Origin of the sequence: Pedobacter sp. (assembly GCF_037719805.1) — a bacterium.
In the GTDB taxonomy this organism is placed as follows: Bacteria; Bacteroidota; Bacteroidia; order Sphingobacteriales; family Sphingobacteriaceae; genus Pedobacter.
Genome location: NZ_JBBJLZ010000003.1, coordinates 405,379 through 432,192, shown reverse-complemented (window position 1 = coordinate 432,192; position 26,814 = coordinate 405,379). Strand labels below are relative to the sequence as shown.

The 26,814-nt window shown below is 41.4% G+C and carries 23 protein-coding genes; 10 read left to right on the top strand and 13 right to left on the bottom strand.

The features are described 5' to 3' along the window. The first annotated feature begins 98 nt into the window (after nucleotides 1-98). Nucleotides 99-1,898 (top strand): hypothetical protein, encoded by a 1,800-nt coding sequence (locus WKF66_RS11610; protein WP_489674618.1) that lies wholly within the window; start codon nucleotides 99-101, stop codon nucleotides 1,896-1,898. Here the strand turns inward: WKF66_RS11610 and WKF66_RS11605 are convergent. Next, nucleotides 1,895-3,154: a prephenate dehydrogenase/arogenate dehydrogenase family protein gene (locus tag WKF66_RS11605; RefSeq protein WP_489674617.1), complete on the bottom strand. Its 1,260-nt coding sequence runs from the start codon at nucleotides 3,152-3,154 to the stop codon at nucleotides 1,895-1,897. The genes WKF66_RS11610 and WKF66_RS11605 overlap by 4 nt on opposite strands. A gap of 263 nt (nucleotides 3,155-3,417) precedes the next feature. Between WKF66_RS11605 and WKF66_RS11600 the strand changes: the two genes are divergently transcribed. Both WKF66_RS11600 and WKF66_RS11595 read left to right on the top strand, forming a co-directional pair. Beyond that, on the top strand, nucleotides 3,418-3,732 hold the full coding sequence (locus tag WKF66_RS11600; RefSeq protein ID WP_489674616.1) for a hypothetical protein: 315 nt from the start codon (nucleotides 3,418-3,420) through the stop codon (nucleotides 3,730-3,732). 110 nt (nucleotides 3,733-3,842) lie between these two features. After that, the gene (locus WKF66_RS11595; RefSeq protein ID WP_489674615.1) at nucleotides 3,843-4,550 is read left to right on the top strand and encodes a hypothetical protein; all 708 of its coding nucleotides are present in this window, start codon (nucleotides 3,843-3,845) and stop codon (nucleotides 4,548-4,550) included. 21 nt (nucleotides 4,551-4,571) lie between these two features. On the opposite strand, the gene WKF66_RS11590 is transcribed toward WKF66_RS11595, so the two are convergent. Further along, nucleotides 4,572-5,156 carry an LOG family protein gene (locus WKF66_RS11590; protein WP_489674614.1) on the bottom strand — a complete coding sequence of 195 codons (585 nt, stop codon included), beginning with the start codon at nucleotides 5,154-5,156 and terminating at the stop codon, nucleotides 4,572-4,574. Between the two features lie 12 nt (nucleotides 5,157-5,168). Beyond that, on the bottom strand, nucleotides 5,169-6,638 hold the full coding sequence (guaB, locus tag WKF66_RS11585; RefSeq protein WP_489674613.1) for an IMP dehydrogenase: 1,470 nt from the start codon (nucleotides 6,636-6,638) through the stop codon (nucleotides 5,169-5,171). A 196-nt stretch (nucleotides 6,639-6,834) separates the two neighbouring features. On the opposite strand from guaB, the gene WKF66_RS11580 reads away from it, so the two are divergent. Continuing rightward, on the top strand, nucleotides 6,835-8,802 hold the full coding sequence (locus WKF66_RS11580; RefSeq protein WP_489674612.1) for a DUF3858 domain-containing protein: 1,968 nt from the start codon (nucleotides 6,835-6,837) through the stop codon (nucleotides 8,800-8,802). A 1-nt stretch (nucleotide 8,803) separates the two neighbouring features. Then, nucleotides 8,804-10,699: a DUF3857 domain-containing protein gene (locus tag WKF66_RS11575; protein WP_489674611.1), complete on the top strand. Its 1,896-nt coding sequence runs from the start codon at nucleotides 8,804-8,806 to the stop codon at nucleotides 10,697-10,699. 6 nt (nucleotides 10,700-10,705) lie between these two features. Here WKF66_RS11575 and WKF66_RS11570 read toward each other — a convergent pair whose 3' ends face one another. Then, on the bottom strand, nucleotides 10,706-11,980 hold the full coding sequence (locus WKF66_RS11570; protein ID WP_489674610.1) for a M16 family metallopeptidase: 1,275 nt from the start codon (nucleotides 11,978-11,980) through the stop codon (nucleotides 10,706-10,708). Beyond that, entirely contained in the window at nucleotides 11,973-13,217 is a 1,245-nt protein-coding gene (locus tag WKF66_RS11565; protein ID WP_489674609.1) for a M16 family metallopeptidase, read from the bottom strand. Before WKF66_RS11565 ends, WKF66_RS11570 begins: the two co-directional genes overlap by 8 nt. Nucleotides 13,218-13,315: 98 nt before the next feature. Here WKF66_RS11565 and WKF66_RS11560 point away from each other — a divergent pair, with 98 nt between their 5' ends. Next, nucleotides 13,316-14,440, top strand: a complete 1,125-nt coding sequence (locus tag WKF66_RS11560; protein WP_489674608.1) for a CofH family radical SAM protein — start codon at nucleotides 13,316-13,318, stop codon at nucleotides 14,438-14,440. A 120-nt stretch (nucleotides 14,441-14,560) separates the two neighbouring features. On the opposite strand, the gene WKF66_RS11555 is transcribed toward WKF66_RS11560, so the two are convergent. Then, nucleotides 14,561-15,433 carry a ferritin-like domain-containing protein gene (locus WKF66_RS11555; RefSeq protein ID WP_489674607.1) on the bottom strand — a complete coding sequence of 291 codons (873 nt, stop codon included), beginning with the start codon at nucleotides 15,431-15,433 and terminating at the stop codon, nucleotides 14,561-14,563. Between the two features lie 16 nt (nucleotides 15,434-15,449). Further along, complete coding sequence (locus WKF66_RS11550) at nucleotides 15,450-16,151, bottom strand: ferritin-like domain-containing protein (RefSeq protein WP_489674606.1); 702 nt, start codon at nucleotides 16,149-16,151, stop codon at nucleotides 15,450-15,452. 174 nt (nucleotides 16,152-16,325) lie between these two features. On the opposite strand from WKF66_RS11550, the gene WKF66_RS11545 reads away from it, so the two are divergent. The 4 genes from WKF66_RS11545 to WKF66_RS11530 all read left to right on the top strand — a co-directional run bounded on the left by WKF66_RS11545 (nucleotide 16,326) and on the right by WKF66_RS11530 (nucleotide 21,804). Continuing rightward, nucleotides 16,326-17,108, top strand: coding sequence for a LytR/AlgR family response regulator transcription factor (locus WKF66_RS11545; RefSeq protein WP_489674605.1), 783 nt, complete (start codon nucleotides 16,326-16,328; stop codon nucleotides 17,106-17,108). Next, nucleotides 17,098-20,037, top strand: a complete 2,940-nt coding sequence (locus tag WKF66_RS11540) for a ligand-binding sensor domain-containing protein (RefSeq protein WP_489674604.1) — start codon at nucleotides 17,098-17,100, stop codon at nucleotides 20,035-20,037. Before WKF66_RS11545 ends, WKF66_RS11540 begins: the two co-directional genes overlap by 11 nt. A 389-nt stretch (nucleotides 20,038-20,426) precedes the next feature. After that, nucleotides 20,427-20,609 carry a hypothetical protein gene (locus WKF66_RS11535; RefSeq protein WP_489674603.1) on the top strand — a complete coding sequence of 61 codons (183 nt, stop codon included), beginning with the start codon at nucleotides 20,427-20,429 and terminating at the stop codon, nucleotides 20,607-20,609. A 76-nt stretch (nucleotides 20,610-20,685) separates the two neighbouring features. After that, on the top strand, nucleotides 20,686-21,804 hold the full coding sequence (locus WKF66_RS11530) for a GNAT family N-acetyltransferase (RefSeq protein ID WP_489674602.1): 1,119 nt from the start codon (nucleotides 20,686-20,688) through the stop codon (nucleotides 21,802-21,804). A 2-nt stretch (nucleotides 21,805-21,806) separates the two neighbouring features. Here the strand turns inward: WKF66_RS11530 and WKF66_RS11525 are convergent, their stop codons facing one another. From WKF66_RS11525 to WKF66_RS11500, 6 genes are all read right to left on the bottom strand, one after another. Further along, entirely contained in the window at nucleotides 21,807-22,136 is a 330-nt protein-coding gene (locus WKF66_RS11525; RefSeq protein ID WP_489674601.1) for a helix-turn-helix domain-containing protein, read from the bottom strand. Between the two features lie 30 nt (nucleotides 22,137-22,166). After that, a complete protein-coding gene (locus WKF66_RS11520; RefSeq protein ID WP_489674600.1) occupies nucleotides 22,167-23,525 on the bottom strand; it encodes a UDP-N-acetylmuramate--L-alanine ligase in 1,359 nt (452 codons plus the stop codon). Between the two features lie 3 nt (nucleotides 23,526-23,528). After that, nucleotides 23,529-24,368 (bottom strand): 50S ribosomal protein L11 methyltransferase, encoded by an 840-nt coding sequence (gene prmA / locus WKF66_RS11515; protein WP_489674599.1) that lies wholly within the window; start codon nucleotides 24,366-24,368, stop codon nucleotides 23,529-23,531. Next, a complete protein-coding gene (gene tpiA / locus WKF66_RS11510) occupies nucleotides 24,368-25,129 on the bottom strand; it encodes a triose-phosphate isomerase (RefSeq protein WP_489674598.1) in 762 nt (253 codons plus the stop codon). Before tpiA ends, prmA begins: the two co-directional genes overlap by 1 nt. A 37-nt stretch (nucleotides 25,130-25,166) precedes the next feature. After that, a complete protein-coding gene (locus tag WKF66_RS11505) occupies nucleotides 25,167-26,342 on the bottom strand; it encodes a putative sugar nucleotidyl transferase (protein ID WP_489674597.1) in 1,176 nt (391 codons plus the stop codon). A 72-nt stretch (nucleotides 26,343-26,414) separates the two neighbouring features. Beyond that, nucleotides 26,415-26,663, bottom strand: a complete 249-nt coding sequence (locus tag WKF66_RS11500) for a type B 50S ribosomal protein L31 (protein WP_489674596.1) — start codon at nucleotides 26,661-26,663, stop codon at nucleotides 26,415-26,417. Nucleotides 26,664-26,814 lie beyond the last annotated feature (151 nt).

Below are 26,814 nucleotides of genomic sequence, written 5' to 3'. Positions count from 1 at the left end.
CAAAATTGAAACTTAGATCACGAAAAAAACATGACCACCGTCACATTTTTACCCCTCTTTTCTCCACTACTTTGCTAACGAAAGCTAAATCAATAATCATGAATCATACCTTCCACATCCCAGTACTGGGCTTAGGCTACTCCATAGATACCCCTTTAAAAGTTGCACGCTTCGGCATTTCGTCGGTCGTTTCAATTGTGGATGATGAACTGATCGAAAGAATGAGGCAGCACATCTGTGAAATTCATAAAGAGCCTTATCAGGCAATCTTAAAGACAGAGCCTGATGCCAGGGCGAAACGAATCACAGCATACCTAAACTTATTATCCGAGCTGGTTGATGAGCAGATCTCTGCCCTTAAGCTTCAGAGTTTCGAGCCAGAAACGGATCTAAGCAAGTACTTTGACTTGCTACCAGAACACGCTGCCCTTAAAAATTCTTACCATCTGATGCTAAGTATGCCTGCAAGCTATGAGAAAATCGTGTTAGAAGAAAAACTACGTAGCAGCATTGTCGCAGGGAATATTGATGTAAACATCATGTCTAAAGTCGACAAGGCAAACTACCTGAAAGGTGCTTACCTGGGTGATGAAAACACCGATGCGCTTGCAGCATTAAGAGGATTTGCAGATAGCAAGTTAAACTCATCCATTGTGATCTCCGCCGGATTAAACCCAAGACTGTTCTCTTATTTAGAACAGTTCCCTGATTTCCAACCGTCCCAGGACGGAACTTTCAACAAACAAATCATTTTGAAAGTGAGCGACTATCGTTCGGGACTAATTCAGGCAAAAGTGCTGGCTAAGAAAGGCTTGTGGGTATCAGAATTTAGAATTGAGTCAGGATTAAATTGTGGCGGACACGCTTTTGCCACAGAAGGTTTCCTTATTGGTCCCATCCTGCAAGAGTTTAAGGACAATCGAAAAGCGATGCATGCAGAGTTACTTCGACTCTATAGCGCCGCCCGACTAGCAAAAAATGCAATACACTGCCCTATAAATCTACACCATAAAATCACAGTGCAAGGTGGAATAGGCACCGCAGAGGAGCATCGCTTTCTGCTAAATTATTACGAGCTTGATGCCGCCGGGTGGGGCAGCCCCTTTCTCCTGGTCCCTGAGGCAACTAATGTAGACCGCGATACGCTCAATGATCTGCAAAACGCTGACGAAGAAGACTTTGTTATAAGCAATGCATCCCCTTTGGGTGTACTGTTCAACAACTTTAAAAAGAGTTCAGCAGAAATACAACGGCAACAGCGCATTGACAATGGTAAACCAGGAAGTCCCTGTACAAAGAAATATCTATGCACCAACACGGAATTTACTACCGAGCCTATTTGTACTGCCTCTAGAAAGTATCAAACCCTTAAGATCAAACAGCTCAGTGAAACAGAATTAAACCCGGCTCTTCTGAAAAACAAGATTGATCTGGTGACAGAGAAAGTGTGTTTATGCGTAGGCTTATGTACCTCAGCTTACAAGAAATATGATTTGTTAAAGCCAAGGGAAAATACGGCAGTGAGTATTTGTCCGGGACCAAACCTGGTGTATTTCGATAAACAGTACACCCTGAAGCAAATGATTGATCATATTTACGGCCGCAGCGACGTATTGGCCGGAAAAGACAGGCCAAACCTATTTACCAAAGAGTTCACCCTCTATGTTGATTATTTAAAAAAGGAAGCGGAAGGTCTTGTATTAGAGTTTAGTGAAAAGAAGGCAAAATATATCAATAAATTCCAGCAGCAAATGGACAATGGTATTGAGTATTACAGGCACCTGATGGCTGATATCGATCCCATGCTGAACTTATGGAATGAAGATCAGATTGAAAAGTTTGAAGCAGTAGCTGATCATTTCAAACGATTGTTCAGAACGGTATCTCCCGTGAGCTAAGCAAGATCTAATCTCCTGATGAGCTCCGTACTTTGCAACTTGCCATGATTCAGCTTGTCCTTGAAAAACAGTTTTGTGGCATCAAAATGCTGCTTGTAACCATTCATATCGCCGTAACCAATCAAGGAAGACCATTCCCTCACAGCAGAGTGGAATTCAAGGTCGTCGGCACGGATGCTTTTATCATAAAGTGCAGTCTCAATGGACTCTTCCAGCAGGTCATCGTTTTGAAACAGCAATTCCGCAATTCCCAGTCTCAATTTAAAGGGAGGCGTTTCGCATATTAAGTTGTGATATGGATTGATCCCAAGTTGGCACCACGCATCAACCATACTCAACAAACTCAAGTGGGAATTTGGTTTTCTTAAGCCCGAATCCGTAGCAAGTGAAAACTCCTGAATAATCTCGTTACTCAGCATAATCTGCTTATTTTGCTTATCAAATACGAAATCGCGGGCTTTATATAAGCGAGCTTTGAACGCTGCTGCCTCTTCTTTAATCATCAGTTTAAATAGTTCAGATTCCGATTGCGCATATTGCCGCACTTGAGCAGAGGCATAAGGATTTAAGATGGCCAAACCCGCATAGATATGTGCCTTGCTACTAAAAATCCTCAGAGTAGTCAAAATTTTAATGTTGTCAATCCCTCCGTTATAGGAATCATTTTCCCACGGGAAGAACCCTGCTTCCTTCCATGCAGTACCCATACTCTCAAAGCCGAAATGAGTCACTGCCTGTGTATCGGCAACTATTTTATCATGATAGTGGTAATCAGAAATCTCTACAATCTCCGATTTTAATGTTGCAAGAACACCCAGCATTCGTTGGTAAGCTTCATCTGAAGTACGGTGCGGAATGACGATCAGCTTCTGGCCAGTGGTATCGATAACCGGACCATGCAAAGAGTGACAAGGGATAATGTGAACATCCTTTGGAAGGTATTTTTCCATCGCTTCTATCTCAGGATGCTTTACGGAAGTCTGACCAGCCACTATTGCGCCGTATTTTGTGGAAGAACCGTACTGCCTGACTACATCAGCTATCTTTTCTGCTTCTACAGAATAGAAGATCACATCGCATTGTCTGGAGACTTCTTTGCCGTCTTCTATTAGTTCGATATCAAATGGTTCAAGTTTTTCTCTGAGCACTTCTAATTGTTGGGGTAAATCACAGCCGTAAACCTGGTAACCTGCTTTCGCAAAGGATATGGCATATAAGCAACCCATATCTCCCAAACCAATCATTCCAATTTTCATATTTTAAAGGTAAGGTATTTCGTGGAGTGAGAGAGAAGTTGTTTGCTTTAGCCATATCGTATTCGCCCCCGTCTCGTAGCACCTAAAACCGCTTAGTTCATCAACGCTCTGGGGAGAAGCTCTACACTCTTTCTATACACGTAAAATTACAATAGACTGTAAATGAGCCCAGTACCACAAATATGGTCTACTGGCACCATTATGAAGTATAGCTTCATCGTAATTGAGATCAATTACTTAATTAAATCACTAAAATAAAAATTATGAAAAAGATCATTTTATCAGCAGCATTTTTAGCATTAGCAGGATTCACTACAGTAAACGCAAACGAGATCAAAGCAAATACATACACAGTTGCGGTTACCCAAGACAGTACCACTAAAACACCGGTTGAGTTGAAAGATCTACCTGATTCAGTAAAAGCCACCCTTGCATCGGAACCAGTAAAAGTCTGGACACCTACTGCAGCTTTCTTGATCACTAATCCAGATAAAACGTCTTATTATTTAATAAACGTTAAAAAAGAAGCAGAAGAAGGTCAATTGAAAATTGACAAAGACGGTAAAATCATACAATAATCCCAATTGATATATACCCCAGTAAAGCCGGACTTGTCCGGCTTTTTTTATGTCCCAAAATCATCATACCTATACTTTTTCTACCCCTAGCTCGTTGTCTAGGCATATCTATGAAAGTAAACTGCCTCCTTCTCCTTCTCCTAATCCCAAAGCTTGCTCCGGCTCAATCCTTCAAATACCCTTCCGCACCTGAACAAGGCAGAACTATAAAGTCGCTCTTGCCTGCTCAGTGGAAAGTTATTGATTCCATAAAAGGAGATTTAAATAATGATAAATCAGAAGATATGGCTCTGGTATTAGAGTTCTATGCGGCGGTAAAAGAAAGCCGTGCATATGGTGATAATGACACAGAGATTGTCAAGGAACTGCAAAAACCACGTATGCTCGCTATCTATTTTAAACAAGGAAAGAATTACAAACTCGCCCTACAGAATAACAATTTCATTCTACGATCTGAAGAAGGAGGCGCACTGGGGGATCCTCTGAGACCAATGGCCATAAAAGCAAACACGCTTGTCTTAAATTACGAAGGTGGTTCAGGATGGCAATGGAAACTAAGTTATGCGTTCAAGCACATTGGAGGCGCCTGGCAGTTAATCAATGCTGTAAATCTGTCTTTTCAGGATGGATCAGACCAAATGATAAAGAACGAATATGATTTTCTAAACCATAAAAGGAAAGTGACCATCGGGAAAACAACCAATCACGATACCGCAAACCAAACAGAAGAACATGCGCTTACAGGCCTCAAACCCCGAACATTTGCAACGTTTAAAAAACCATGGACCTGGGAAATACGCCCGGGAGAATTTCTTTAGTCCCCAAAGAATGCTGGTTTATTAAGTGAGGTTTCGGTCTTTAAACCAAACTTCGTCCGGTACAGCATCAAATTTATTCATCTTGTCAATCAGTACAGACGCGTCCGACTCATTGAAAACAAGCGCACGGTTTGCCGGCTTTAAAAACCGATGCTCCACCATCATGTCCATTTGCGCAAAGAGTGGATCATAAAACCCACCCACATTTAGTACACCCACAGCCTTACCATGAAGACCAAGCTGCAGCCAGGTTAGCACTTCAAAAAACTCTTCCAAAGTTCCAAAACCACCGGGCAATACAATAAAGCCATCTGAAAGATCTGCCATTGCCTTTTTGCGCTCATGCATATTATCGGTAACAATCATTTGCGTTAAAGACCGGTGACCTACCTCCTTGTCCTGCAGGAATTTAGGAATCACGCCAGTTACTTTTCCATTGCGTTTCAGAACTTCGTCCGCAATAACGCCCATGACGCCAACACTGCCGCCGCCATATACTAAAGTAATATCCTGGTCGGTCATTACTTGCGCTAAATCTTCAATGGCGGCCCTTAGTATAGGATCGCCATTGAAATTAGAACCGCAATAAACACATACTGATCTCATGCTTAATGAATTTTAACGTGAATAATTTGGGGCTTCTTTAGTGATGGAAATATCATGCGGGTGACTTTCTCTCATACCTGCAGCAGTAATGCGAACAAACTTGGCCTTTTGAAGATCATCGATCGTCGCCGCTCCACAATAGTGCATACCTGCTCTTAAACCACCAATGTACTGGTAAATAACCTCCGCTAACGTTCCTTTATAAGGTACGCGACCTACAATTCCTTCCGGAACCAATTTGGTAACAACGTCTTCTTCATCTTGAAAATAACGGTCTTTAGAGCCCAGTTGCATTGCTTCAACGGAACCCATACCACGGTAAGACTTAAACTTTCGTCCTTCATAAATGATAGTTTCACCTGGTGATTCCTCTACTCCTGCGAATAGCGATCCAGCCATAATACAGCTTGCTCCTGCCGCGATCGCTTTTACAATATCACCCGTTTGTTTGATACCACCATCTGCGATGACCGGAATTCCTGTGCCGATTAACGCCTGGGCACATTCAAAAACCGCATATAATTGTGGTACACCAACGCCGGCAATAATTCTGGTGGTACAGATAGAGCCCGGACCAATTCCAACTTTAACTGCATCAGCACCTGCTTCGGCTAAAGCTCTTGCACCATCAGCTGTAGCGATGTTGCCGGCAATTACTTGCAAGTCCGGGAATCTTGCCTTAATGGCTTTCACCATATCAATAACCCCCTTCGAATGCCCGTGTGCAGTATCAACTGTGACTACGTCAACTCCTGCCTCTACAAGTGCAGCAACACGGTCTATATTATCGGCAGCAACACCAACAGCGGCTCCGACACGCAGTCTTCCACGCTCATCTTTACAAGCTTTCGGGTAGTTTTTATATTTTTGAATGTCTTTAAAAGTGATCAGACCGGCAAGGCGACCGTCATTGTCGACGACAGGAAGCTTTTCTATTTTGTAGTCCTGCAAAATTTCTTCTGCCTGTAAAAGGGTCGTACCTTCTGCTGCAGTGATCAGGTTTTCTTTGGTCATCACCTCAGAAACCGGACGTTGCATGTCTTTTTGAAAACGAAGATCTCTGTTGGTGATGATTCCTACCAGTTTATAATCAGCGTCAATTACAGGTATTCCCCCAATTTTAAAGTCTTTCATGATTTGAAAAGCGTCCGCAACCTTCGCTGTAGCACTTAACGTTACCGGATCCTGGATCATGCCGCTTTCAGAGCGCTTTACCTTGCGAACTTGCTCAGCCTGACGCTCAATGGACATGTTCTTATGGAGCATACCAATACCCCCAGCCTGGGCAATGGCAATCGCTAAGCCTGCTTCGGTTACGGTATCCATAGCTGCAGAAATTATAGGGACATTGATGCGGATTTTCCTGGTCAGGTAGCTTCCGGTGTCAACATCACGCGGTAAAACTTCAGAGTAGGCAGGTACTAACAATACGTCATCGTAAGTCAGTCCTTCTGCAATAAATTTATTGGGATCGAGTTGCATAGCAAATAATTTAGGAGTTACTATTTGCGAGGCAAAGATACGATTCTAAACCTGATTACACAATAAGGTTCAGAAGATAGACTGTAGGCGTGGGAAAGATTACACTAATATTAAAGAGTCAAAACCATACACATCCAATTATAAAGCTTATTATTGTTATAACCAACCAAACAAACTAATATTAACGCCCCATCTCATGCTCAAAACGCTCCGTTCTGCCCTGTTTGCCGTATCGATTACTTTAATCTGCTTATCCGCCTTCGGAAGGCAAAAAGAGGGAAAAGTAACACCCTTTAAGTATGGTATAATAGACCCGGCCCATTTCGACCTTAAACTCAGTGGCACAGATTCAGCTGCATCCGCGATAGCGATATTCGATATCGGAAAGGGGTACTTTCAGTATACACAAGATAAAACTTCTTATGTAGTTGAAAGGCACACCAGATATCTGATCATTAATAAACAGGGATACGATTATGCAAATCTCGAACTTCAGACGTATAGAGCAAACGGTGAGGCAACTTTTGTATCCCAGATGGAAGGTGCGACCTACAACCTTGAAAATGGGAAGATTGTGGTGAGTAAAATAAGTAAGGATGCCAAGTTCACTGAAAAGCAGGATAAAAACTATAGTATCAAAAAATTCGCTTTGGCAAATGTTAAAGAAGGATGTATAGTTGAGTTTAAATATACCATCAAAACGGATTTTATATTCAGGCTTAGGCCATGGTCCTTTCAACGTCCTATACCTACACTTTATTCGACTTATACGCTTGCTATCCCAAATGAATTTAAGTATAAAGTGAACTCCAAGGGTTACGAGAAAATAACTTCAGAGACTCTAAAAGGAACAGATGAAGTGCTTTACAGGTATTCTGCAGTAAATGTTCCGGGATTAAGGAAGGAGAATTTCACGACTACCATGAATGATTATGTCACACAAGTTAGCTTCGAACTTGCATCTATAAATAATGATTACGGGACCTCTACTGATTATACCTCTAGCTGGCCCAAAATTGCAAAGAGACTGAAAGAAGAGGAAACGTTCGGCGGATTTATAAACAAAAGCGCTTTCACGAAAACACTGCTCCAAGTGATTTTGAAGGGAGCCACTGACCCGGATTCCATTGTAACAAAAGTATTTGAGTACGTGAAAAATAACATCAAATGGAATAAGGAAGATGAATTCTATGCCTCTGTACCCAATCCTAAAACAATCTTGGAGAAGAAAGTTGGCAACACTGCTGACATCAATTTGTGCCTGCTGATTTTACTGAGGGCCGCAAAAATAGAGGTATCGCCAGTACTCATGAGCACAAGGGACAATGGCGCCCATCCTGGAACGCCTTTGATCACAGGCTTCAATTCGGTTATTGTTGAGGCCGTGATTGGTGAAAAACATTTGCTGCTTGATGCAACAGATAAGAACCATTGTGTGGATATGATCGGCTACAACAACCTCAATCATGAAGGCCTTTGCTTAGATCTGGCGAATGAAACTACCAAATGGATCTCCACAGAGAGAAAGAAATCAAGCAGCAAGGTCTTCAACTATTTGTTAAAACTAGATGAAGCTAACAAGCTGGTAGGGCGATTGTTCATTACCTCGACCGATTATGAAGCCATGAAAGTAAGGAACAAGTACTTGTCGGCGACAAATCAAGCTGAATTCCTAAAAGATTACAAGGGTGATAAACCCGGCCTGGTACTAAAAAATTATGAGATTTTAAATTTAAACAACCCTTATGAACCACTTTCTGAGGCTATGGATGTGGAGATTGAGGACAACGTGGAAGAGGCTGGGGATTTAGCCTATTTTACACCGTTGCTTTATGAGAAAACCAAGGAAAACCCATTCTTATTAGAAGACCGGAAGTTTCCTGTTGATTTTGCATATCCTGTGGAAGAGATCTATCGGATTACCATAGAACTGCCTAAAAACTATAAGGTAGAGAAGGCCCCAAAAAATGAAAAACTAGTACTTCCCAATCAAGATGCTACGTTCTCATTCGTTTTTAGTCAGATAGACAATAAGATCGGACTGATCAGTAGAATATGCATCAATAAATCGATATTCTCACCTGAAGAGTACTTTGACCTAAAGGAGCTTTTTAAAAATATCGTCAGGAAGCAGGCGGAACAAGTAGTCATTAAAAAATCTTAACATGAAACCTACGCTCTTATTTATTTTCCTTTTCTCAATTACTGTAAGCGTTAGTGCGCAAAGCATTTACGATATAGGTAAAATTCCAGAAAACCTCTTGTTAAACGCTTCAGTCGTGGTTAGGAATGAAGAACAAACCTACGATATCAAAAGTCCGGGATCTGCATCTTACACCTTTAAAACAGCGATTACAATCCTGAACAAAAATGGAGAAAGCGCAAGTAATATGAGCGAATATTACGATAAGTTCTCTAGCGTTTCGAACTTGAAAGCAACACTTTACGATGGTAAAGGCATAAAGATCAGAGAGTATAAAACGTCAGATTATAAGGATAGAAGCGCGATCTCAAACGGGTCATTGTACGAAGACAATAGGATCAAGTTTTTGGAAGTGCTGCACACCAGTTACCCTTACACCATTGAATATAGCTATAGTGTAGACTATACCGGAATCCGATTTTATCCGTCATGGAATCCCGTCTCCAACTGGGGATACGCAGTGGAAATGTCCAGCTATATTTTCAAAATACCAGAAGGCATGACTTTTAAATATCTGAAGAGCGAAGGTTTGCAAATAGATTCAAATAAGGTTAAAGACAAAATGAATTATAAATGGTCCTGCAAAAACATCCCTGCCGTTGAATATGAGCCAATGAGCACGGGCTTGTCGGCCATTACACCTTGGTTAAAACTCGCGCCTAACCAATTTGAATATGACGGCTACAAGGCGAGAATAGAGAACTGGAGCAATCTTGGAACCTGGTTGTTCGAACTCAGTAACGGATTACAAGTACTACCAGCTGCTACTAAATTGAGGGTACTGGATTTAGTGAAGGAGGCAAAGACCCAAAAGGAAAAAATAAAGATTTTATATAACTTCCTGCAGTCAAATACCCGATATGTTGGTGTTCAGTTAGGCATCGGGGGTTATCGCCCGATTTCCGCAGATAAAGTTTCAACCGTAAATTATAGTGATTGTAAAGGTCTTTCCAACTATATGAAAGCCTTGTTAGCCGCAGCGGACATCAAGTCTGACCTGGTAGTGATAGGAAATGACAGACCTTCCCTTAATCCCCTATTTGCAAGTTTAACACAAGCCAACCATATGATTTTGTGTGTCCCCATGGAAAAGGATACCACCTGGCTGGAATGCACCAGTCAGTATGTACCCATGGGCTTTATTGGGAATGGAAACTCTGATAGGACAATATTGCTTATCGGTGAAGCGGGTGGAAAGCTTGCTCAAACGCCTAAGTATTCACCAGCTAATAATTACCTAAAGAGACGTACGGACGTGTTGCTTGACGAAGAAGGATCTGCGTTGATCAATATTACTGCCCTATATGGCAGCGCACAGTACGAGGACAATATGGATATGATGGTCATTGAGCCATTAGATCAGCGCAAAAGGGTCATGAACAGCTATACAATTCCCAATATGGAAATTGATAAACTGAGTTATAACCAGCCCAATAAGCAGGAGGCTGTAATGGAGGAAAAGATCAGCCTGAAGTCCTCTCAACTCCTTAGCAAGGGAGGTGACAAGATGTTTCTCACCTTAAATCTGCTGAACCGACAGGGAGGAACTGCCACTAATGTGGAGAACCGCAAAACAGGATTCTCTGTCAATTACAGCTACAATGATGAAGATGAGATCGTATACACTATTCCAAAAGGGTTTAAAGTAGAGTTTTTACCCAAGGATGTTTCGATTGAGTCGGAGTTCGGAAAGTATACGGCGAAAGCGATTGCCAGTGGAAATACCATTACGTATACGCGTACTAAAATGATCACTAATAAAAAATATCCACCTGAAAAGTACAACGAGTATGTCGTGTTTTCGAAAAAAATTTACCAGGCAGATAAATCCAAAGGTATCCTGATTAAAGGCGAATAGCTCCCGTTACTTTCTACCAGCAACTACCTTCGTAAAGTCATCTGAATCCAGGTATTTATGCGCTAGCATTCTCAGGTCATTTGAATCAATACTTTTAACCGTATTGATGTAGCGTTCGTAATAACTGTAATCCAAGCCGGAGAAGTACAGATTCTTAAACTTATCCGCATGCGAAAACGCATTTTCAAGACTTCCCAATAAAGAACCTAGCATGTAGCTTCGTACCAGTTCCAGCTCTTTTTCAGGAACAATATCCGTCTTTAACAAGTTGATTTCCTTGTCAATTTCATTTAAAGCGGACTGACACACGTCAGCCCCAACTTCTGTAGCGATAAAGAAGTAGCCCGTATGAAGCAAAGAAACTACTCCTGAGCCGATGCCATAGGTATAGCCTTTTTCTTCCCTGATGTTCGACATTAACCTGGAGCCAAAGTAACCCCCTAAAACACAGTTCAAAACCTGTAGACCAGCGAAGTCTTCATGACTTCTATTAATGGTTAACATTCCCATTCTGATCGCTGACTGCAAGGCCTCTGGTTTTTCAATCAGGAGCTCGGAACCGATCGCTGAAGAGAATTCAAAGTGATTGTTTATGGAAGCCCCGTTATTTGCCCAGTCTTTACCCACAATCGCGTTTAAAATACCGAACTCTTTCTCTTCAAACTTCCCAGCGACGAAGATCGTACAGTTCTCAGGCTTGTACGCGGAATGAAAGTAATCTAAAAGATCTTGTTGTTTAATGGCGTCATAATGCTCAGCAGAAATATTTGAGCCATAGGGCGTGTCACCAAAAAGTGCATTTGCAAACTCTTTTCTAGCTAAATAGTCATTCTTCTGAAGGCTAACCGATAACGATTGCTTTTGATTTTGAATGAATATGGAAAGTTCCTTTTCCGGGAATATACTGGCGTTTAAGATGGAATAGAGAATAGGTAAAACCTCGGCGAGGTGCTTATTCAACGAGTACAGTTTTACCGTGCACTGGTCAGCACCATATTCCGTCTGCAAAAAAGCACCATAAAAGTCTACCTTTTCAGCGATTTCCTTTGCAGATAGCTCAGGTGTTCCATTGTTGATAAGATGGCTCACCGTAAGTGCCTGAAGTGGTTTTGCCACATCCCAGTTGACGTTTCTGAAAACGAACTCTATGCGGACCAGCTCCTGTTGTCCTGCGTTAACAGTAAAAACAGGGATACCATTATCAAGGTGTTGAGCGATAGGTCTTAAAAAATTTATCTCGGAAACCTGTTTTGACTCCGGGGCCAGGGTACGATTAAGCATCTTGTGTAGTTAAATAATACAAGGTAGAAGATTTTTGTTTCTTGAAAGTATCTTTAGCAGCTGTTAAGATCCGCTGCGGCGTAACTTCCAGGTACTTGTCAATCTCGGTGTTTAAGGTCGCGGCATCGCCCAGAAGCTCGTAATAGGCAAGGTTCATCGCTTTATCCAAAAGGCTCATCTCAGCAAACACCATGATAGATTCAGACTTGTTTTTCACTTTGGTCAGCTCATCCGCTGTAACTTCTTCCTGTGTAAGTTCAAACAATTGTTCCCATACAGCTGCCTCAGCTTCTTCTACAGAAACACCTTCCAGCACTTTTCCTTCCACAATAAACAAGCCTTCATCAATACTGCTGGTGATATAGGCATGAATATCACTAAAAAGCTGTTGTTCTTTTAAAAGACTATTGTATAATCTGGAGGATTGTCCCTGCGAAAGTATATCAGCCATTAAATCATAACATTGATATTCAGAGTTAGCCCTATCAGGCATTTTAAAGGCTATATATATAGCGTTCAAAGGGACTGAAGCATGAACGGTTTCCTGTCTGGCTTCAATTTGTGTTTCTTCTTTAGGTAAGTTTCTATTGTATTTATTTCCTGCCGGAATAGGCTCAAACCACTTTTCTGCCAATGCTTTGACCTCTTCAGTTTTGACGTTTCCGCCAACTACCATGATCGCATTCTGAGGATTGTAATGTTTATGGAAGAATGCTTTTACATCCTCCATCTTAGCTTCTTCGATCTGTTTCAAATCCTGTCCGATGGTGGCCCATTGATACGGATGTTTTTGATAGGTCAATGGCCTCAACTTAAGCCAGACATCACCATAGGGTTGATTAAGGTAACGCTGTTTAAACTCCTCACACACCACATTACGTTGAGTTTCCAAGCTTTTCTCTGAAAAAGCAAGGGATAGCATACGATCACTCTCCAGCCAAAAAGCAGTTTCCAGATTGACAGATGGGAGTGTGATGTAATAATTGGTGATGTCGTTACTCGTAAAGGCATTGTTTTCACCACCTACTCTTTGCAATGGCTCATCATAACTTGGAATGTTGACTGATCCACCAAACATTAAGTGCTCAAATAAGTGCGCGAAACCAGTTTTACCAGCCTCTTCATCACGTGCACCAACATCGTATAAAATATTCAACACTGCCATGGGGGTTGTATCATCTTCGTGAACTAAGACCCGAAGCCCGTTGGCTAATGTGAAACGATTAAAATCTACCATATTTTAGTAATAATGGCGCAAAGATAGGAAATTAAGGTAAGGGCAATTGTGATAATCATGTGAAATAAAAAGAAAAGAAGTAATGGTATATTTGTCCTATGGAAACTGCCGAATTATTAGAAAGGGCCTTGCATTTCGACTTCTTAACCAAAGAAGAAGGCGTTTTTTTATATCACAATGCATCAACCGCTGAGTTGGCTTTTGTAGCAAATGAGCTTCGAAAAAAGCAAGTGCCAAGCGGCAAGGTCACCTGGCAGATCGACAGGAACGTAAATACGACTAATGTTTGTATTGCGAACTGCAAGTTTTGCAATTTCTTCCGGAGACCAGGACATGAAGATAGCTACATCACCGATATTGAGACTTACAAAGTCAAGATAGAGGAAACGTTCAGACTTGGTGGCGATCAGCTGTTATTACAGGGCGGTCACCATCCTGATCTTGGCTTAACTTTCTACGCTGATCTTTTTAGCAAGTTGAAAGAACTATATCCTGATCTGAAACTTCATGCATTAGGTCCGCCGGAGATTGCACACGTAGCAAAGCTGGAAAAATTGAGCCATACGGAAGTTCTTGCAGCTTTAAAAGCTGCAGGGATGGATTCACTACCTGGCGCAGGTGCAGAGATCCTGAACGACAGGGTAAGAAGGTTAATCTCTAAAGGCAAATGTGGTGGTCAGGAATGGTTAGATGTGATGCGTGCTGCACACCAGCTGGACATCACTACCTCAGCTACCATGATGTTCGGGCATGTTGAAACTATTGAAGAACGGTTTGAACACCTGGTATGGATCAGAGAGGTTCAAAGCGAAAAGCCTCCTCATGCAAAAGGCTTCTTAGCCTTTATTCCATGGCCATTTCAGGATGACGGAACCCTTTTAAAAAGGTTAAGAGGAATCAGCAATAACGTCTCCGGCGACGAATATATCAGGATGCTTGCCTTAAGTAGAATCATGCTTCCAAATGTTAAGAATATCCAAGCTTCCTGGCTAACAGTAGGGAAAAACGTTGCTGAATTGTGTTTACATGCTGGAGCAAATGACTTTGGATCTATCATGATTGAAGAGAACGTAGTTTCTGCAGCTGGAGCACCACACCGTTTCACGGCAAAAGGCATCCAGGATGCAATTAAAGAAGCCGGGTTTGAACCACAGCTAAGAGGTCAACAATACAATTATAGAGAAATGCCTGCTGAATTAGAGGAACAGGTCATCACCTATTAAGAGAAGGATACTTTGGCGAAGCGTAATGTCACGATCGTGAAGTTTTGCGTAACTGAGATACATAAATAAGGGAGGGTGCGTAAAGCGCCGCCTCCCTTATTGAACTTAACCTGAGAACGATTACGATAATCTAAACGCAGGTTTTATAAACAAGTTGGCAATAGTTACAACTTCAGCTTTTGTTAGGAACTCATCAAAGCTCTCTGCAGCTGCGACTGCCGTAACTCCTGTAGCGATACCTGTAATAGACACGCCTAACTGAGTAACCGTGTTTTCACGAGCATAAACCGGATCTACCTGTGATACACCAGTATCATTAGATATCCCACCAGCTCCTATACTAATCCAAGGTTTCAAACCTGATGCACCAGTTACATTCGCAGCAACCATCTGACGTAAGTGTGAGGCGTGACGAGCTTCCACAGAATGGATTTGTAGCGCTGTAGTAAGTACAGAAAGGCCTTTCAATACTGGGGCCTGGCCTTTATAAGCTCTAACACCAGTATCTTCAAATGCCAATGCAACCTTTAAGAAGGTTTGGTAATTAGTATATACATCTCCAAAGGTTCCTCCGGCAGTAAAATCAAAATTATCATAAGCTAAAGGTGTCCCGGCAGCTCCACCTAATGCAGCAACTAGTAGCTTTACATGTGCGTCCTCATGATCCCGGATCGTTGTTATAGCTCCATGGGCAGCATTACCTGGAACCAGGTTAGTGGCTAAGCCTGGGGCTGCTCGCAGCGCATGATTGTAAAAGTGATATTCCAGGTATTCTAACGCCAAGGCAAATTTAAGTACATCCTGAACTGGAGTTGGTAATGTCTGTCCATAAGCCTTATTGAACATTGATCCCATTGCCAATGGTAAAGCTGCCATTGATATCTTTTTTCCCACGTTGAAAAAATCCTTCATTGCAGACCTTCTTGGGCTCAATCTATCATAGATTTCCCCGTCAACTTTTTCTATTTCTGTTAATATATTTACAATATTCATGATGTTTATTTTAAGATTAAAGGTTGATAACGTTCACTTTGGTTTTAATATATTTACCAGCTATGGCAAGTACTTTATCTGGTGTTAGTGCCTGATCCAAACCGTTTGAATCAACTACTTCAGAATTGGCAAAACTGCCGTTCGAAATAATATCTCGAATGTAGGCTGCATGACGCGCCTCAACAGATACAATCTGTCCCGCAGCTACCAAATACTTATCATCTTTAATCCTTACCCCAGCACCATTGTAAGCAGCAACTCCTAAATCTTCAAAGGCTTTCGCGGTAGCTAAAACGCTGGTTCTATCAGAGAAACTTATGGATGAGAAATCAACCTCCAAACTACCAATACCTGCACTGCCTAACGCTTTTTTAAAGAATTCTCTGTGTGCAATCTCATGAAGCCTGATGTCATCTAATTTTGCACGCTCAGCTGGGGAGAATCCAGACGCGAAGCTAGAAGCCACCTGAATATAAAAAGCTGCTTCTAATTGCTCTAATGCATATGCATAGTTCAAAACACCGAAGTCATCTTTAAAATCTAAAGTGACACCTGCTGATGGAGCAGCTACAATGCCGTCATCCTTAGTACATCCTGCCGCTAATAATGCCGCACCTGCCAGACCTGCTCCTGCAAACTGCAAGAAAGATCGGCGCTGTAGTGGAGCAGTTAATAGGCTCCTTTCTTCTTGCTCTTCTAATTGTTGTAAGTTTTTCATAGTGATTAAGTTTTTAATTAATTGGTTATTAGGGTCAAACGAACTAGTTATTCTTCCTAGTTGTGTCTTTATAGTGTCACATACGAAGGAATAAAACTTTCGGTTTTCTCAATTAGAAAAAAAACGTTGTTAACCATTCTTATTTTTTGATAAATTCACCTTCTAATATAAGCTATGGCACTTCATGCAATTATTGTTGACGATGAGGAATTCGCACGTTCATCCCTATACTTTCTGCTTCAGGAAAACTGCGAAAACATCCAGATTACCGGTATTGCAAAATCTGTAGCAGAAGCTAGAAATCTTCTCGCACAACATCCCATCGACCTTATCTTCTTAGATATCGCCATGCCTGGCGAAAATGGTTTCGAATTAATAGGTAATGCAAGAGACAGCAAAGCACATGTGATTTTTACAACAGCTTACGACCAGTACGCACTGAAAGCCATCAAAGCAAATGCCCTTGATTATTTATTAAAACCAATCGATATTGATGAACTGAAACAGGCAGTGGACAAGGCCGTTGAATACATTTCTTTGAAAAAAAATGGCCTTGCGCGCAATGATAATCTACAAAATTTAGCTCAACAATTACACGACCGTACAGAGATCCGTAAAATTAGTTTGCCCAATGGACAGGGATATAGCTTGACCAACATTTCCGATATCGTACACATCGCAGCTGATAGCAACTATTCTATTTTCTACCTGGTGACCGGAGAAAAAATTACAGTTTCAAAGGTCCTGAAAGAATATGAAGAGATCCTCCCCGTCAATCAGTTTATCAGAGTGCACAAATCAAGTATTGTCAACCTCGATTATGTATTAGAATATAATTCCAGAAACGGACTGGAAGTAACCCTAAAGAATGGTGACAGAATCGCGGTATCAAGAAGGCGTGCGAGCGACTTCCTGGACAAAGTAAAATCATATACCAGTTTTGAAAGTGAAAAGTAGAACTCAACGCTTCCTGTTTTTCTCTTTATTTATGCTGGCTGGCTTTATCAGCAGCAATTCCTACTCCCAATCGGTGTTTTTGCAACACTTCAGTACCAAGAATGGGCTTCCGAGTAATAATTGTTATTACTCGCTTCAAGATTCAAAAGGATACATCTGGATCGCTACTGATGCCGGCGTTAGCCGATTCGATGGTCGTGTTTTCGAAAACTTCTCGATTGACGATGGGCTGCCAGATAATCAAATACTTCAACTAAAAGAAGACCGAAGTGGCAAGATTTGGTTTCTCGCCTTAAACGGTCAGATCAGCTACTTTTTTAACGGCAAGATCTACAACCAAAGTAACAGTGAGCTGCTCCGACTACTCAGATTCAACTCCATTGTCGTTTCCTTCTTTCAAGACACTAAAGGCAGGATATGGTTTGGAACCAATAGGAACCTTTTGGTGATGTGGGACGGCAAAAGTATCATGAAATACATTTCTGCAAATGAGGACAGGCAATTTATAAATTCATTCATACACGAAGATGCTCAGGGTAAAATATGGGCATATAGCAATACAAGCGTTAGGGTATTAGAAGGAAAGTCCTTTAAAATTGTGCCTCATCATTCCCTGCCAATCTCCTATAAAACGGCAATGAACCTGCCTGATAAAAGCCTTGCTTTTCTTGATAAAACCAGACTCAATGTTCGCTATGGCTACACAGAGACTTTCGAAAGGTCTATTCCAGGGCGAACACTAACAGGAGACTTGGGATATTTTTATCTGGATGAGGATAATGGAATATGGATCCCCAACAATTCAGGAGTACATCATATAGAAAAAAATGGTTTAACCTATGATTACGTGCCTAATATTGCGGCCAGCCAGGTCATAAAAGATGCTAAGAATAACATGTGGTTTACCACCGCTAATGGAATGTACATGCTGCCACGGCGTGATGAACGGCTGTATATTGTCGGGCAAAGAGAAGGCCTCACTCAAGATGCCGTAAAGAGCATCACCAAAGATAGAAACAAGTTCTGGCTGGGGATGGATGACGGAACGATAAACATCCTCAGCGCCCCAGGATACAGGGTTAACAACATCAAATTACCTAACACCGAAAAATATAATGTAATCAAGCAGATCAACTATGATAGCCTGCATAATGCCATCTACTTTTCCAGTGAATATGGATTAGGAAGAATCAACAATGCCGACAATCTAAACTCGCCCATTGATTACCTAAAGGAAAGTAACAACTCGATGTTTGTTATTAAAAGTTTCAGCATCTCTAAAAAAGGAAGCTTGTCGCTCGCCTTATCTTCCGGAGTAGTTATTCTGCCCAACAGCAGTGCTAAATTCGAATTTAACTCCTTCTCTTTCAAAAGAGGCGCCGATTTCTTTCCTGGAAGGGCTTATTGTGTTTTTTACGACAATAAGCAGAATCTTTGGTTTTCCAGCATCAGCGGCTTATCCGAGCTGTCAGACGGCAAAGCATCTAACCATTATAAAACGGATTCACTACTCACCAGAAGGATTAACGACATCCAGCAATTGGAAGATGGAACCATCCTTCTTGCCACTGACGGCTATGGATTGGTTTGTATAAAAGATGGGCGCATTACGAAAGTGATTAGCCAGAAGGATGGCCTGGCTGATAACATCTGTAAAAAGCTGTTCGTTAAAAACGGAAAAATTTGGGTGGTTACTAACGAAGGCATTAATAAGGTGTCGATAAACAACAATGAAACAAGCATCGAAACTTTTGAGTACACCAACTCCTTGCTTAAAGATGACGTCAATGGCCTTTATATAGAAGACCAATACGCCTATTTCGCGACAAACAGTGGCGTTGTTTATTTCCAGATTGCGCCGGTCAAGCCTTACGTTGAAGCGCCAAAAGTCTACATTACCTCTATCGTAAATAACCAGATCAAGCTGGATATTGGTAACCCGGATTATGTGCTTAACCCATCCAACAACAGCATTTCTTTCTACTACAGCGCTGTTGACTTTCAAAATAGGAACATTACCTACAGGTACCGTTTGAAAAGTGACGCCAGCTGGACGGAAACCAGAACGAGACGACTGGAGTTTAGCTCACTGGAACCCGGAAAGTACAGCTTTGAACTCAGCGCTAAGAGCACCGACAGCAGTTGGAGTAAACCTGCCATCGTAATCTTTGAGTTAGAGAAACACTTTTGGCAATCTTTATGGTTCATAGCGCTCCTATTCGTAATCGGGGGACTTATCCTTTATAAAGCCGCAGTTACCGTAACCCGAAGGCAAAAGAATAAAGAGCAGGAAGAGTTGTTGTTAAAGAACAAAATTCTGATGCTCGAACAGCGTGCATTACAGGCAATGATGAATCCTCATTTCGTATTCAATGTAATGAACTCGATTCAACACTACATCAATACGAAAGACACGGGATCAGCAAATAAGGTACTGACGGGTTTTGCCCGGTTAATCAGAAAGAATCTGGAGATCTGTACCAAAAGCTACATCAGCGTTGAGGAAGAAATTGAATACCTGGAGCTTTATTTAAGTCTTGAAAAGAAGAGGTTCGGCGGGAAACTCAACTATAAGATCACCGTTGACCCGCTTATTGATCGGGAGGAGACGCTTATTCCGTCCATGATCCTGCAGCCATATATTGAAAACGCGATATGGCACGGCATTATGCCAAAAGAAGAGGGCGGAACAATAGATGTGGTTATTTCATTAACTTCTAATGACAAGCTGTTGATCCAGGTGAAAGATGATGGGGTGGGAATTGACAATTCTCTGAGAGAAAAAAAGGGCGAACACATCAGTAAAGGAATGAGCTTAACAAAAGAGCGTATCAATTTATTAAATCAAGTAGGCTCAAATCCGATACAGATGGACATCCGCCAAAACGGTGATTCCGGCACTTTTGTATCGATTGAGATCGCCTTTTAAGGTAAAAATACCGTTTACTCAGTGATGTATACCACTTACTAAGTATAAATGAATCACTTTAAGATTTGCCTTAAACTTGTTATAGATATTAAAACAAACCGAGTGTTTGTAAGTACGTTCTTAGAGAATTGATCAAAGATATTTTACCTAACCTAAAACTATATCTCAATTCAGGTTTCATTTGTGTGTTAAAAAATGGTAAAGTCCAAAGCTTTACCATTTTTTTATGCCCTAAATTCTCGCTCAAATAATCTTTTATAAATAAAGTGTTCTAACAAGTTGATTTTTGTTTTATTTTTGGGAACACAAAAAATCTAAATGCGGAGCCGGCATTTTTAAGATGATTTGTATTTTTAATGGTAAGTGCAACCCCTGTAATTTTATTGCATATGAAAACTCCAAACAAACCAGTTACTAAAAGTCCAGCAGAAGATCCCGAAGATGAAATGGACGATTCAATCGAAGAGACTACAAAGGACAAATTTGATGATGATGATGACTTCGACGTCCCTCTGGACGACCTTGAAACATTCGATGCATACCCTGCAGACGATGATGACGACGATTATTAATTAACTATCATTATACGATAACCTATTTTACAGCATCCCCAGGGATGCTTTTTAATTATCATACCATCTGTACTGCATGACCATCAAACCCGTTGAAGATAGAATTAGTAAAAAGCAATTTTTAGACGTAGCACGTTTTCTGTATAAAGACGACATAAATTGGATTTGTCCACTTGACAACGATGTAGAAGACATTTTTAACCCGCAGAAGAATACGTTTTTTAAGCACGGCAAGTGTACAAGATGGATCCTTGAAGACGATAACGGCCAGGTCATCGGTAGAATTGCGGCCTTCATTAATGATAAGAAAGCTTACCAGTACGAAGTCCCAACCGGAGGGATAGGTTTCTTCGAATGCATTGATAGTGTAGAAGCAGCAAACAGATTGTTTGATGAAGCGAAAACATGGTTGATGAGCCATGGAATGCAGGCGACAGACGGACCAATCAACTTTGGAGAGAACGATTCTTTCTGGGGCTTGCTTGTAGAAGGCTTCACCCCTCCTTCTTACGGCATGAACTATAATTTCCCTTACTACCTCGACCTTTTCAAACAGTACGGTTTTGAAAAAGTATACGAACAAATTACCAATCACCTAGCTGTACGGAACCCTTTTCCGGAGCGTTTCACTAAAATAGCAACATGGGTAGCGAACAAACCAGGATATAGCTTCGAACATTTCTCTAAGAAGAATGCCGACAAATACGTGAACGACCTAATGGAGATCTATAACGACGCCTGGAAGGACTTTGAGAACTTCGTTCCCGTAAAAAAAGAAACGCTCTTAGAGAGCTTCAAAAAGATGGAAACCATAATGGATGAAAAACTGATCTGGTTCGCATACCTTAACGGAGAACCGGCATCCTTTGTGGTGATTATTCCTGATGCCAATCAAATGATTAAGGATTTTAATGGAAAGCTGGGTCTTATTGAAAAGCTAAAGTTTGTCTACAAGCGCTGGGTGGGCGTAAACAGAATGCGTGCCATTGTGATGGGAACAAAGCAAGCCTATCAAAAACATGGCCTGGAGTCTGCACTTTTTATCAAACTGAAAGAGTATGTTCTGCCCATGAACCAGTACGATGAACTGGAACTATCGTGGGTAGGTGATTTTAACGACAAAATGCTTGCAATTCATCAAGCAACAGGTGCCACCTTTGGTAAGCGGCACCTTACGATGCGGAAGATTTTCTAAGGCTATCTCTCTCTAATTTCTTCGTAGAGATCAATCACTTTCTTTTGAAGCTTAATGATTTCCTCCTCGCGTAGAGAAAGCTTTTCCTTTAATTTGTTTATCTCTTCAGAATTCAACGATTGTGGGTTTTCTCCCTCTTTAGAGATGATATCCATCGTAGAGACTTCGAATAATGTAGCGATTTGATCTAATCTGGAGATATTAATATCGGTAATACCCGTTTCAATCTTGGAAAACGCAGGAATGGAAATACTTAGGCGTTTGGCTACCTCCCCCTGACTCCAACTTTTCTTTTGACGCAATTGCCTAATGTTCTTACCTATGGTATTCATATTTCAGTTTTAAGTTGATACTTTAATGTGTTACCCAAAGGTATTCAACTCACGTGCCAAATTACCAAGATCTAACCCGCTGTAACTCCCGGAACTCATCATCAACAAGTTTGTATCCTGATAACTCATGCTTGTTAAGTAACTTTCCAATAAAGCAATTTCATCAAAAAACACAATTCTATCATCGTTAAACGCCGATTGTACATCTTCTTCAGTGAAGGGCTCCATTTTCTTATGCAGAAATGTTTTTTTATCTATAAAAACAATTGCCACATCAGCTTTTGCCATACTACTGTCGTATTGGCTTAGAAAACCTTTGTTCAGACTACTAAATGTATGCAACTCAATACAGGCTACAAGCTTCCTTTGTGGGAACTGCATTTTCACTGCTTCAATGGTCGCCTTTAGCTTCGAAGGTGAATGTGCAAAATCCTTATAAACATTGGTATTGTCTCTGATGCTAACGATCTCCAGGCGCTTAGCCGCCCCGGTGAACGAAGAAATCGCCGTATGGAAATCATCTTCTGAAACATCAAGCAGCTGACACACCAACTTAGCTGCATTAAGATTCATCAAATTATGGTCGCCAAACACCTCCAATGGTGTTTCACTTGGAAGAAGGTAAGTAATACCATTGTCGATCCTGTGATCCGGAATGTTATAAGGGATCTTAGTAATAGCTGCCGCAGAGGCTTTAGCAATGACATTCAAATCCTGATCAGCCTCACAGTAGATTAAGGTGCCATTTGGTTGTATGGTATCAATAAAGAGCTCAAATTGTCTGGTGTAGTCGGCGTAGGTAGGAAATACGTTAATGTGATCCCAGGCTATTCCACTGATTACGGCGATATTAGCCTTGTACAGGTGGAACTTTGGTCGCCTGTCTATCGGCGAGGCAAGGTATTCGTCCCCTTCTATAATAATTACCGCCGCATCTTCGGTGATCTTAACCATCGTATCGAAGCCGGCTAATTGTGCACCTACCAGATAATCAATATCTCTGCCGTAATAGTTCAACACATGAAGTATCATCGAGGTGATTGTCGTTTTACCGTGGCTACCGCCAATCACTACCCTGAGCTTGTCTTTAGTTTGTTCATAAATATACTCCGGGTAAGAGTATATCTTAAGGCCAAGTTCTTGAGCCATTAGCAGCTCCGGATTATCGGTCAGCGCATGCATACCTAAGATTACCGCGTCAAGATCTGCTGTAATATTCTCCTTGTACCAGCCCATCCTTTCCGGCAGCAAGCCATAATTAGCCAGACGGGTGCTTGAAGGTTCAAAAATAGCATCATCCGAACCACTTACCTGATACCCCTTTTTATGTAATGCAATAGCAAGGTTGTGCATTGCACTCCCTCCTATCGCTATAAAATGTATGCGCATATATTAGTTTTTAGTAAAGTGGGCGGCTACCCAATCACCTATTATCTTATGGTTGATGTACCCGATTGAAAACTCCGCACAGGCCGCCTTTATCATATCCAGATCCGGATGCTCATAAAAGCCGCTAAAGTAAATGGCGCCGCCTGCTTTAAGCACCTTTGCATAGTCAGCGATCTGATCCAGTAAAATATTTCTGTTGATGTTTGCGAGAATGGCATCAAACTGCTGCTCTGGGATGACTTCTTTTCCACCACATATGGCTTTAATATTGGTAATTTTATTTAAGGCAGCGTTTTCCAGCGTACTCAAGTAACAAACGTCATCATTGTCTATCGCTACCAGGTCTCCTGCACCAAGCTTTGCAGCCAGGATTGCTAAAATTCCCGTACCGCAGCCCATATCCAGGATGGATTTCCCAGAAACATCTGCACTTAAAAGGTATTGCATCATCATCGTAGTTGTTTGATGATGTCCCGTTCCAAACGCCATCTTTGGATCAATGACGATCTCGTAAGGGATTTCCGGCCTCGGCTTATGAAAAGTAGCTCTCACATAACATTGCTCGTCGATTACCAGTGGCTCAAAGTTTTTCTCCCATTCTTCGTTCCAGTTCTCAGCAGCGATCTCAGATACGGTAGTAATGCAGTTTAGATCTGCATCCAATGCAGCAGTAACGGCTTCCAATTGATCCGCGTCATAGGAAGCCAGGTCAATAAAAGCAGCAAAACCACCGGTTACATCCTCGAAAGTGTTGTAACCGATGCTGCCTAGTTCGTCAACCAACAAGTCCTTTTGATACTCTTCAATAGCACTGAACTGGAAAGTAACTTGTATGTATTGCATTAAGAATTGAAAGTTTTAATGATATCCAGGAAATCTCTTGATTTCAAAGATGCTCCACCGATCAAACCACCGTCTATATCCGCTTGCGCAAACAGTTCAGCAGCATTTTTTGGGTTACAGCTTCCACCGTAAAGGATGCTTGTCTCTTCCGCAATTGCAGCATCATATTGTGCAGCGATTTCCTGGCGGATAAACGCATGTACTTCCTGAGCTTGCGCTGATGAAGCCGTTAAGCCTGTTCCTATAGCCCAAACTGGCTCATAAGCAATAACGATCTTAGAGAAATCTTCGCTGGATAAAGCGAACACGCCATGGAGTAATTGTGATTTTAACACCTCAAAGTAGCTGCCGTTATTTCTTTCATCCAGGGTTTCACCGATACAAAATAGTGGCGTCAGGCCGTGCTGCAAGGCAAGAACGGTCTTTTCAGCCAACAATTCATCAGATTCTGCAAAATACTGACGTCTTTCTGAATGGCCAATGATCACATACTCACAACCAACCGACTTAATCATTTTAGCAGAGATCTCTCCAGTGTAAGCACCACTTTCTTTTTGATGACAGTTTTGAGCACCAATGCTCAATGCGGTACCGCCTAGTTTGGCAAGACTGTGTAAATGAATCGAAGGCGCGCAGATAATTGCAATCTGATCACCTTTTTTCTCGTCTTTTACCATGTTAACGATTTCCGAGAACAATGATACGCCTTCCGCATAATCAAGGTTCATTTTCCAGTTTCCTGCTACTATTTTCTTTCTCATAATATGTTTGAATAAATTGATAACGACAATAGACTCTTTAAAAGTGTCGATGGATTTTAGTGTCTGTAAATATCTGTGTTAGTATGTCTTTTTCTACCTGATCAAATAAAAGATCTCTACGCTCGAAGACTTTTGTTGCGGTCTCGAACATTTTGTTTAAGCTATATACCTCAAAGCCTTGTGCCCCTCCCCATGCAAAGTCAGGGATGAAATTCCTTGGAAAACCTGCACCAAAAATATTGGCACTTACCCCGGCAACCGTTCCTGTGTTGAACATGGTGTTAATCCCACACTTGGAATGGTCGGCCATGATCAATCCGCAAAATTGCAGTCCGGTCTTCCTGAAACTGGTCGTTGTATAATCCCAAAGACGAACCTCGGCATAATTGTTCTTCAGATTTGAGTTGTTGCTATCTGCTCCAATATTGCACCATTGTCCCATTACCGAGTTGCCAAGATAACCCTCATGACCCTTAGACGAATATCCCCAAATCACCGCATTGTTGATCTCACCACCCACTCTGCTGAATGGCCCTATCGTCGTTTTCCCATAAATCTTCGTTCCCATTTTGACTTGAGAATCATGGCAAAGGACAAAGGAACCGCGAATGTTACTGCCTTCCCAAACTTCTGAGTTGGCACCTATGTATATTGGTCCGGCAAGGCTGTTGAACGTGGCGCATTCTGCCTGTGCACCTTCTTCCGCAAAGAAATGATCACCAATAAATGTATTTGTGCTACTGAGCGGAGCGGAAGTTCTTCCGGAAGTGATGAGGTTGAAGTCCTTACGGATCTCTTCATCATTGAACTTAAAGATATCTTCAGGATAGGTAATTCTGATGAAGCTTTTCGAATAAGCTACAGGTTGATATTGTGCGGTATCGAAAGTCTTCGAAGCGCCATCTGCGTCGCTCTTATAGACCAGTAAAGTTTCTGCAGCGTATAATGCTTGTCCTGCCTGGAGTTGATCGATGGCTTCTAAAAGATCGGCATCCGGACAAACACTTCCATTTATAAACAGTTCCGCATCGTTTGCCTGAGGATATTTTACCTGGAGATAATCGGCGGTAACAAAGCCAGCTTTCGCTTTTAGGTGCTTTTCCCATTTTTGAGAAATCGTTAAGATCCCTAAGCGTAGATCTGCAACCGGTCTGGTGAAGGTAAGAGGAAGCAGGGTCTGCCATGCAGCATCATCAAACAAATTGATTGTCATAGGCAACAAAAATAGAAAAAGTCCCGATGCAACAGCAAGGGGACTCTAAAAATAATTTGTAAAATGGTAAGATTACTTCTTAGCGTAACGAGTTTTGAATTTATCGATACGACCAGCTGTATCAACCAATTTCATTTTACCAGTATAAAAAGGATGTGAAGTATGAGAAATCTCTAACTTGTAAAGAGGATATTCTTTACCATCTTCCCACTGAACAGACTCTTTAGTATCTACACAAGATTTAGTTAAGAAAGAATATTCGTTTGACATATCTTTAAATACTACAAATCTATAGTTTGACGGATGCAGATCTTTTTTCATATTGTTATATACTTATTTGTCGCTTATTTTCAAAGATGCAAATATCAAGATTTTATTTTTAATTTACAAGGAGGTGTATTAATAAATTCGTAATTGTGTCATATTGCACATCCGTTTGCTCATTGCTTTGCATAAAGCAGCCCCCGATTTT

What these genes read in the sequence shown, in the direction of transcription:
- WKF66_RS11570 (WP_489674610.1), bottom strand. Translation starts at nt 11,980, where the DNA reads ATGCTTAATCGTACCCTGGCCCCGGAGTCAAAACAGGTTTCCGAGATA.
- WKF66_RS11600 (WP_489674616.1), top strand. Translation starts at nt 3,418, where the DNA reads ATGAAAAAGATCATTTTATCAGCAGCATTTTTAGCATTAGCAGGATTC.
- WKF66_RS11525 (WP_489674601.1), bottom strand. Translation starts at nt 22,136, where the DNA reads ATGAATACCATAGGTAAGAACATTAGGCAATTGCGTCAAAAGAAAAGT.
- WKF66_RS11500 (WP_489674596.1), bottom strand. Translation starts at nt 26,663, where the DNA reads ATGAAAAAAGATCTGCATCCGTCAAACTATAGATTTGTAGTATTTAAA.
- WKF66_RS11535 (WP_489674603.1), top strand. Translation starts at nt 20,427, where the DNA reads ATGAAAACTCCAAACAAACCAGTTACTAAAAGTCCAGCAGAAGATCCC.
- WKF66_RS11520 (WP_489674600.1), bottom strand. Translation starts at nt 23,525, where the DNA reads ATGCGCATACATTTTATAGCGATAGGAGGGAGTGCAATGCACAACCTT.
- WKF66_RS11550 (WP_489674606.1), bottom strand. Translation starts at nt 16,151, where the DNA reads ATGAAAAACTTACAACAATTAGAAGAGCAAGAAGAAAGGAGCCTATTA.
- guaB (WP_489674613.1), bottom strand. Translation starts at nt 6,638, where the DNA reads ATGCAACTCGATCCCAATAAATTTATTGCAGAAGGACTGACTTACGAT.
- WKF66_RS11560 (WP_489674608.1), top strand. Translation starts at nt 13,316, where the DNA reads ATGGAAACTGCCGAATTATTAGAAAGGGCCTTGCATTTCGACTTCTTA.
- WKF66_RS11610 (WP_489674618.1), top strand. Translation starts at nt 99, where the DNA reads ATGAATCATACCTTCCACATCCCAGTACTGGGCTTAGGCTACTCCATA.
- WKF66_RS11545 (WP_489674605.1), top strand. Translation starts at nt 16,326, where the DNA reads ATGGCACTTCATGCAATTATTGTTGACGATGAGGAATTCGCACGTTCA.
- WKF66_RS11505 (WP_489674597.1), bottom strand. Translation starts at nt 26,342, where the DNA reads ATGACAATCAATTTGTTTGATGATGCTGCATGGCAGACCCTGCTTCCT.
- WKF66_RS11530 (WP_489674602.1), top strand. Translation starts at nt 20,686, where the DNA reads ATGACCATCAAACCCGTTGAAGATAGAATTAGTAAAAAGCAATTTTTA.
- WKF66_RS11565 (WP_489674609.1), bottom strand. Translation starts at nt 13,217, where the DNA reads ATGGTAGATTTTAATCGTTTCACATTAGCCAACGGGCTTCGGGTCTTA.
- WKF66_RS11575 (WP_489674611.1), top strand. Translation starts at nt 8,804, where the DNA reads ATGAAACCTACGCTCTTATTTATTTTCCTTTTCTCAATTACTGTAAGC.
- WKF66_RS11555 (WP_489674607.1), bottom strand. Translation starts at nt 15,433, where the DNA reads ATGAATATTGTAAATATATTAACAGAAATAGAAAAAGTTGACGGGGAA.
- WKF66_RS11580 (WP_489674612.1), top strand. Translation starts at nt 6,835, where the DNA reads ATGCTCAAAACGCTCCGTTCTGCCCTGTTTGCCGTATCGATTACTTTA.
- WKF66_RS11590 (WP_489674614.1), bottom strand. Translation starts at nt 5,156, where the DNA reads ATGAGATCAGTATGTGTTTATTGCGGTTCTAATTTCAATGGCGATCCT.
- WKF66_RS11605 (WP_489674617.1), bottom strand. Translation starts at nt 3,154, where the DNA reads ATGAAAATTGGAATGATTGGTTTGGGAGATATGGGTTGCTTATATGCC.
- WKF66_RS11595 (WP_489674615.1), top strand. Translation starts at nt 3,843, where the DNA reads ATGAAAGTAAACTGCCTCCTTCTCCTTCTCCTAATCCCAAAGCTTGCT.
- prmA (WP_489674599.1), bottom strand. Translation starts at nt 24,368, where the DNA reads ATGCAATACATACAAGTTACTTTCCAGTTCAGTGCTATTGAAGAGTAT.
- tpiA (WP_489674598.1), bottom strand. Translation starts at nt 25,129, where the DNA reads ATGAGAAAGAAAATAGTAGCAGGAAACTGGAAAATGAACCTTGATTAT.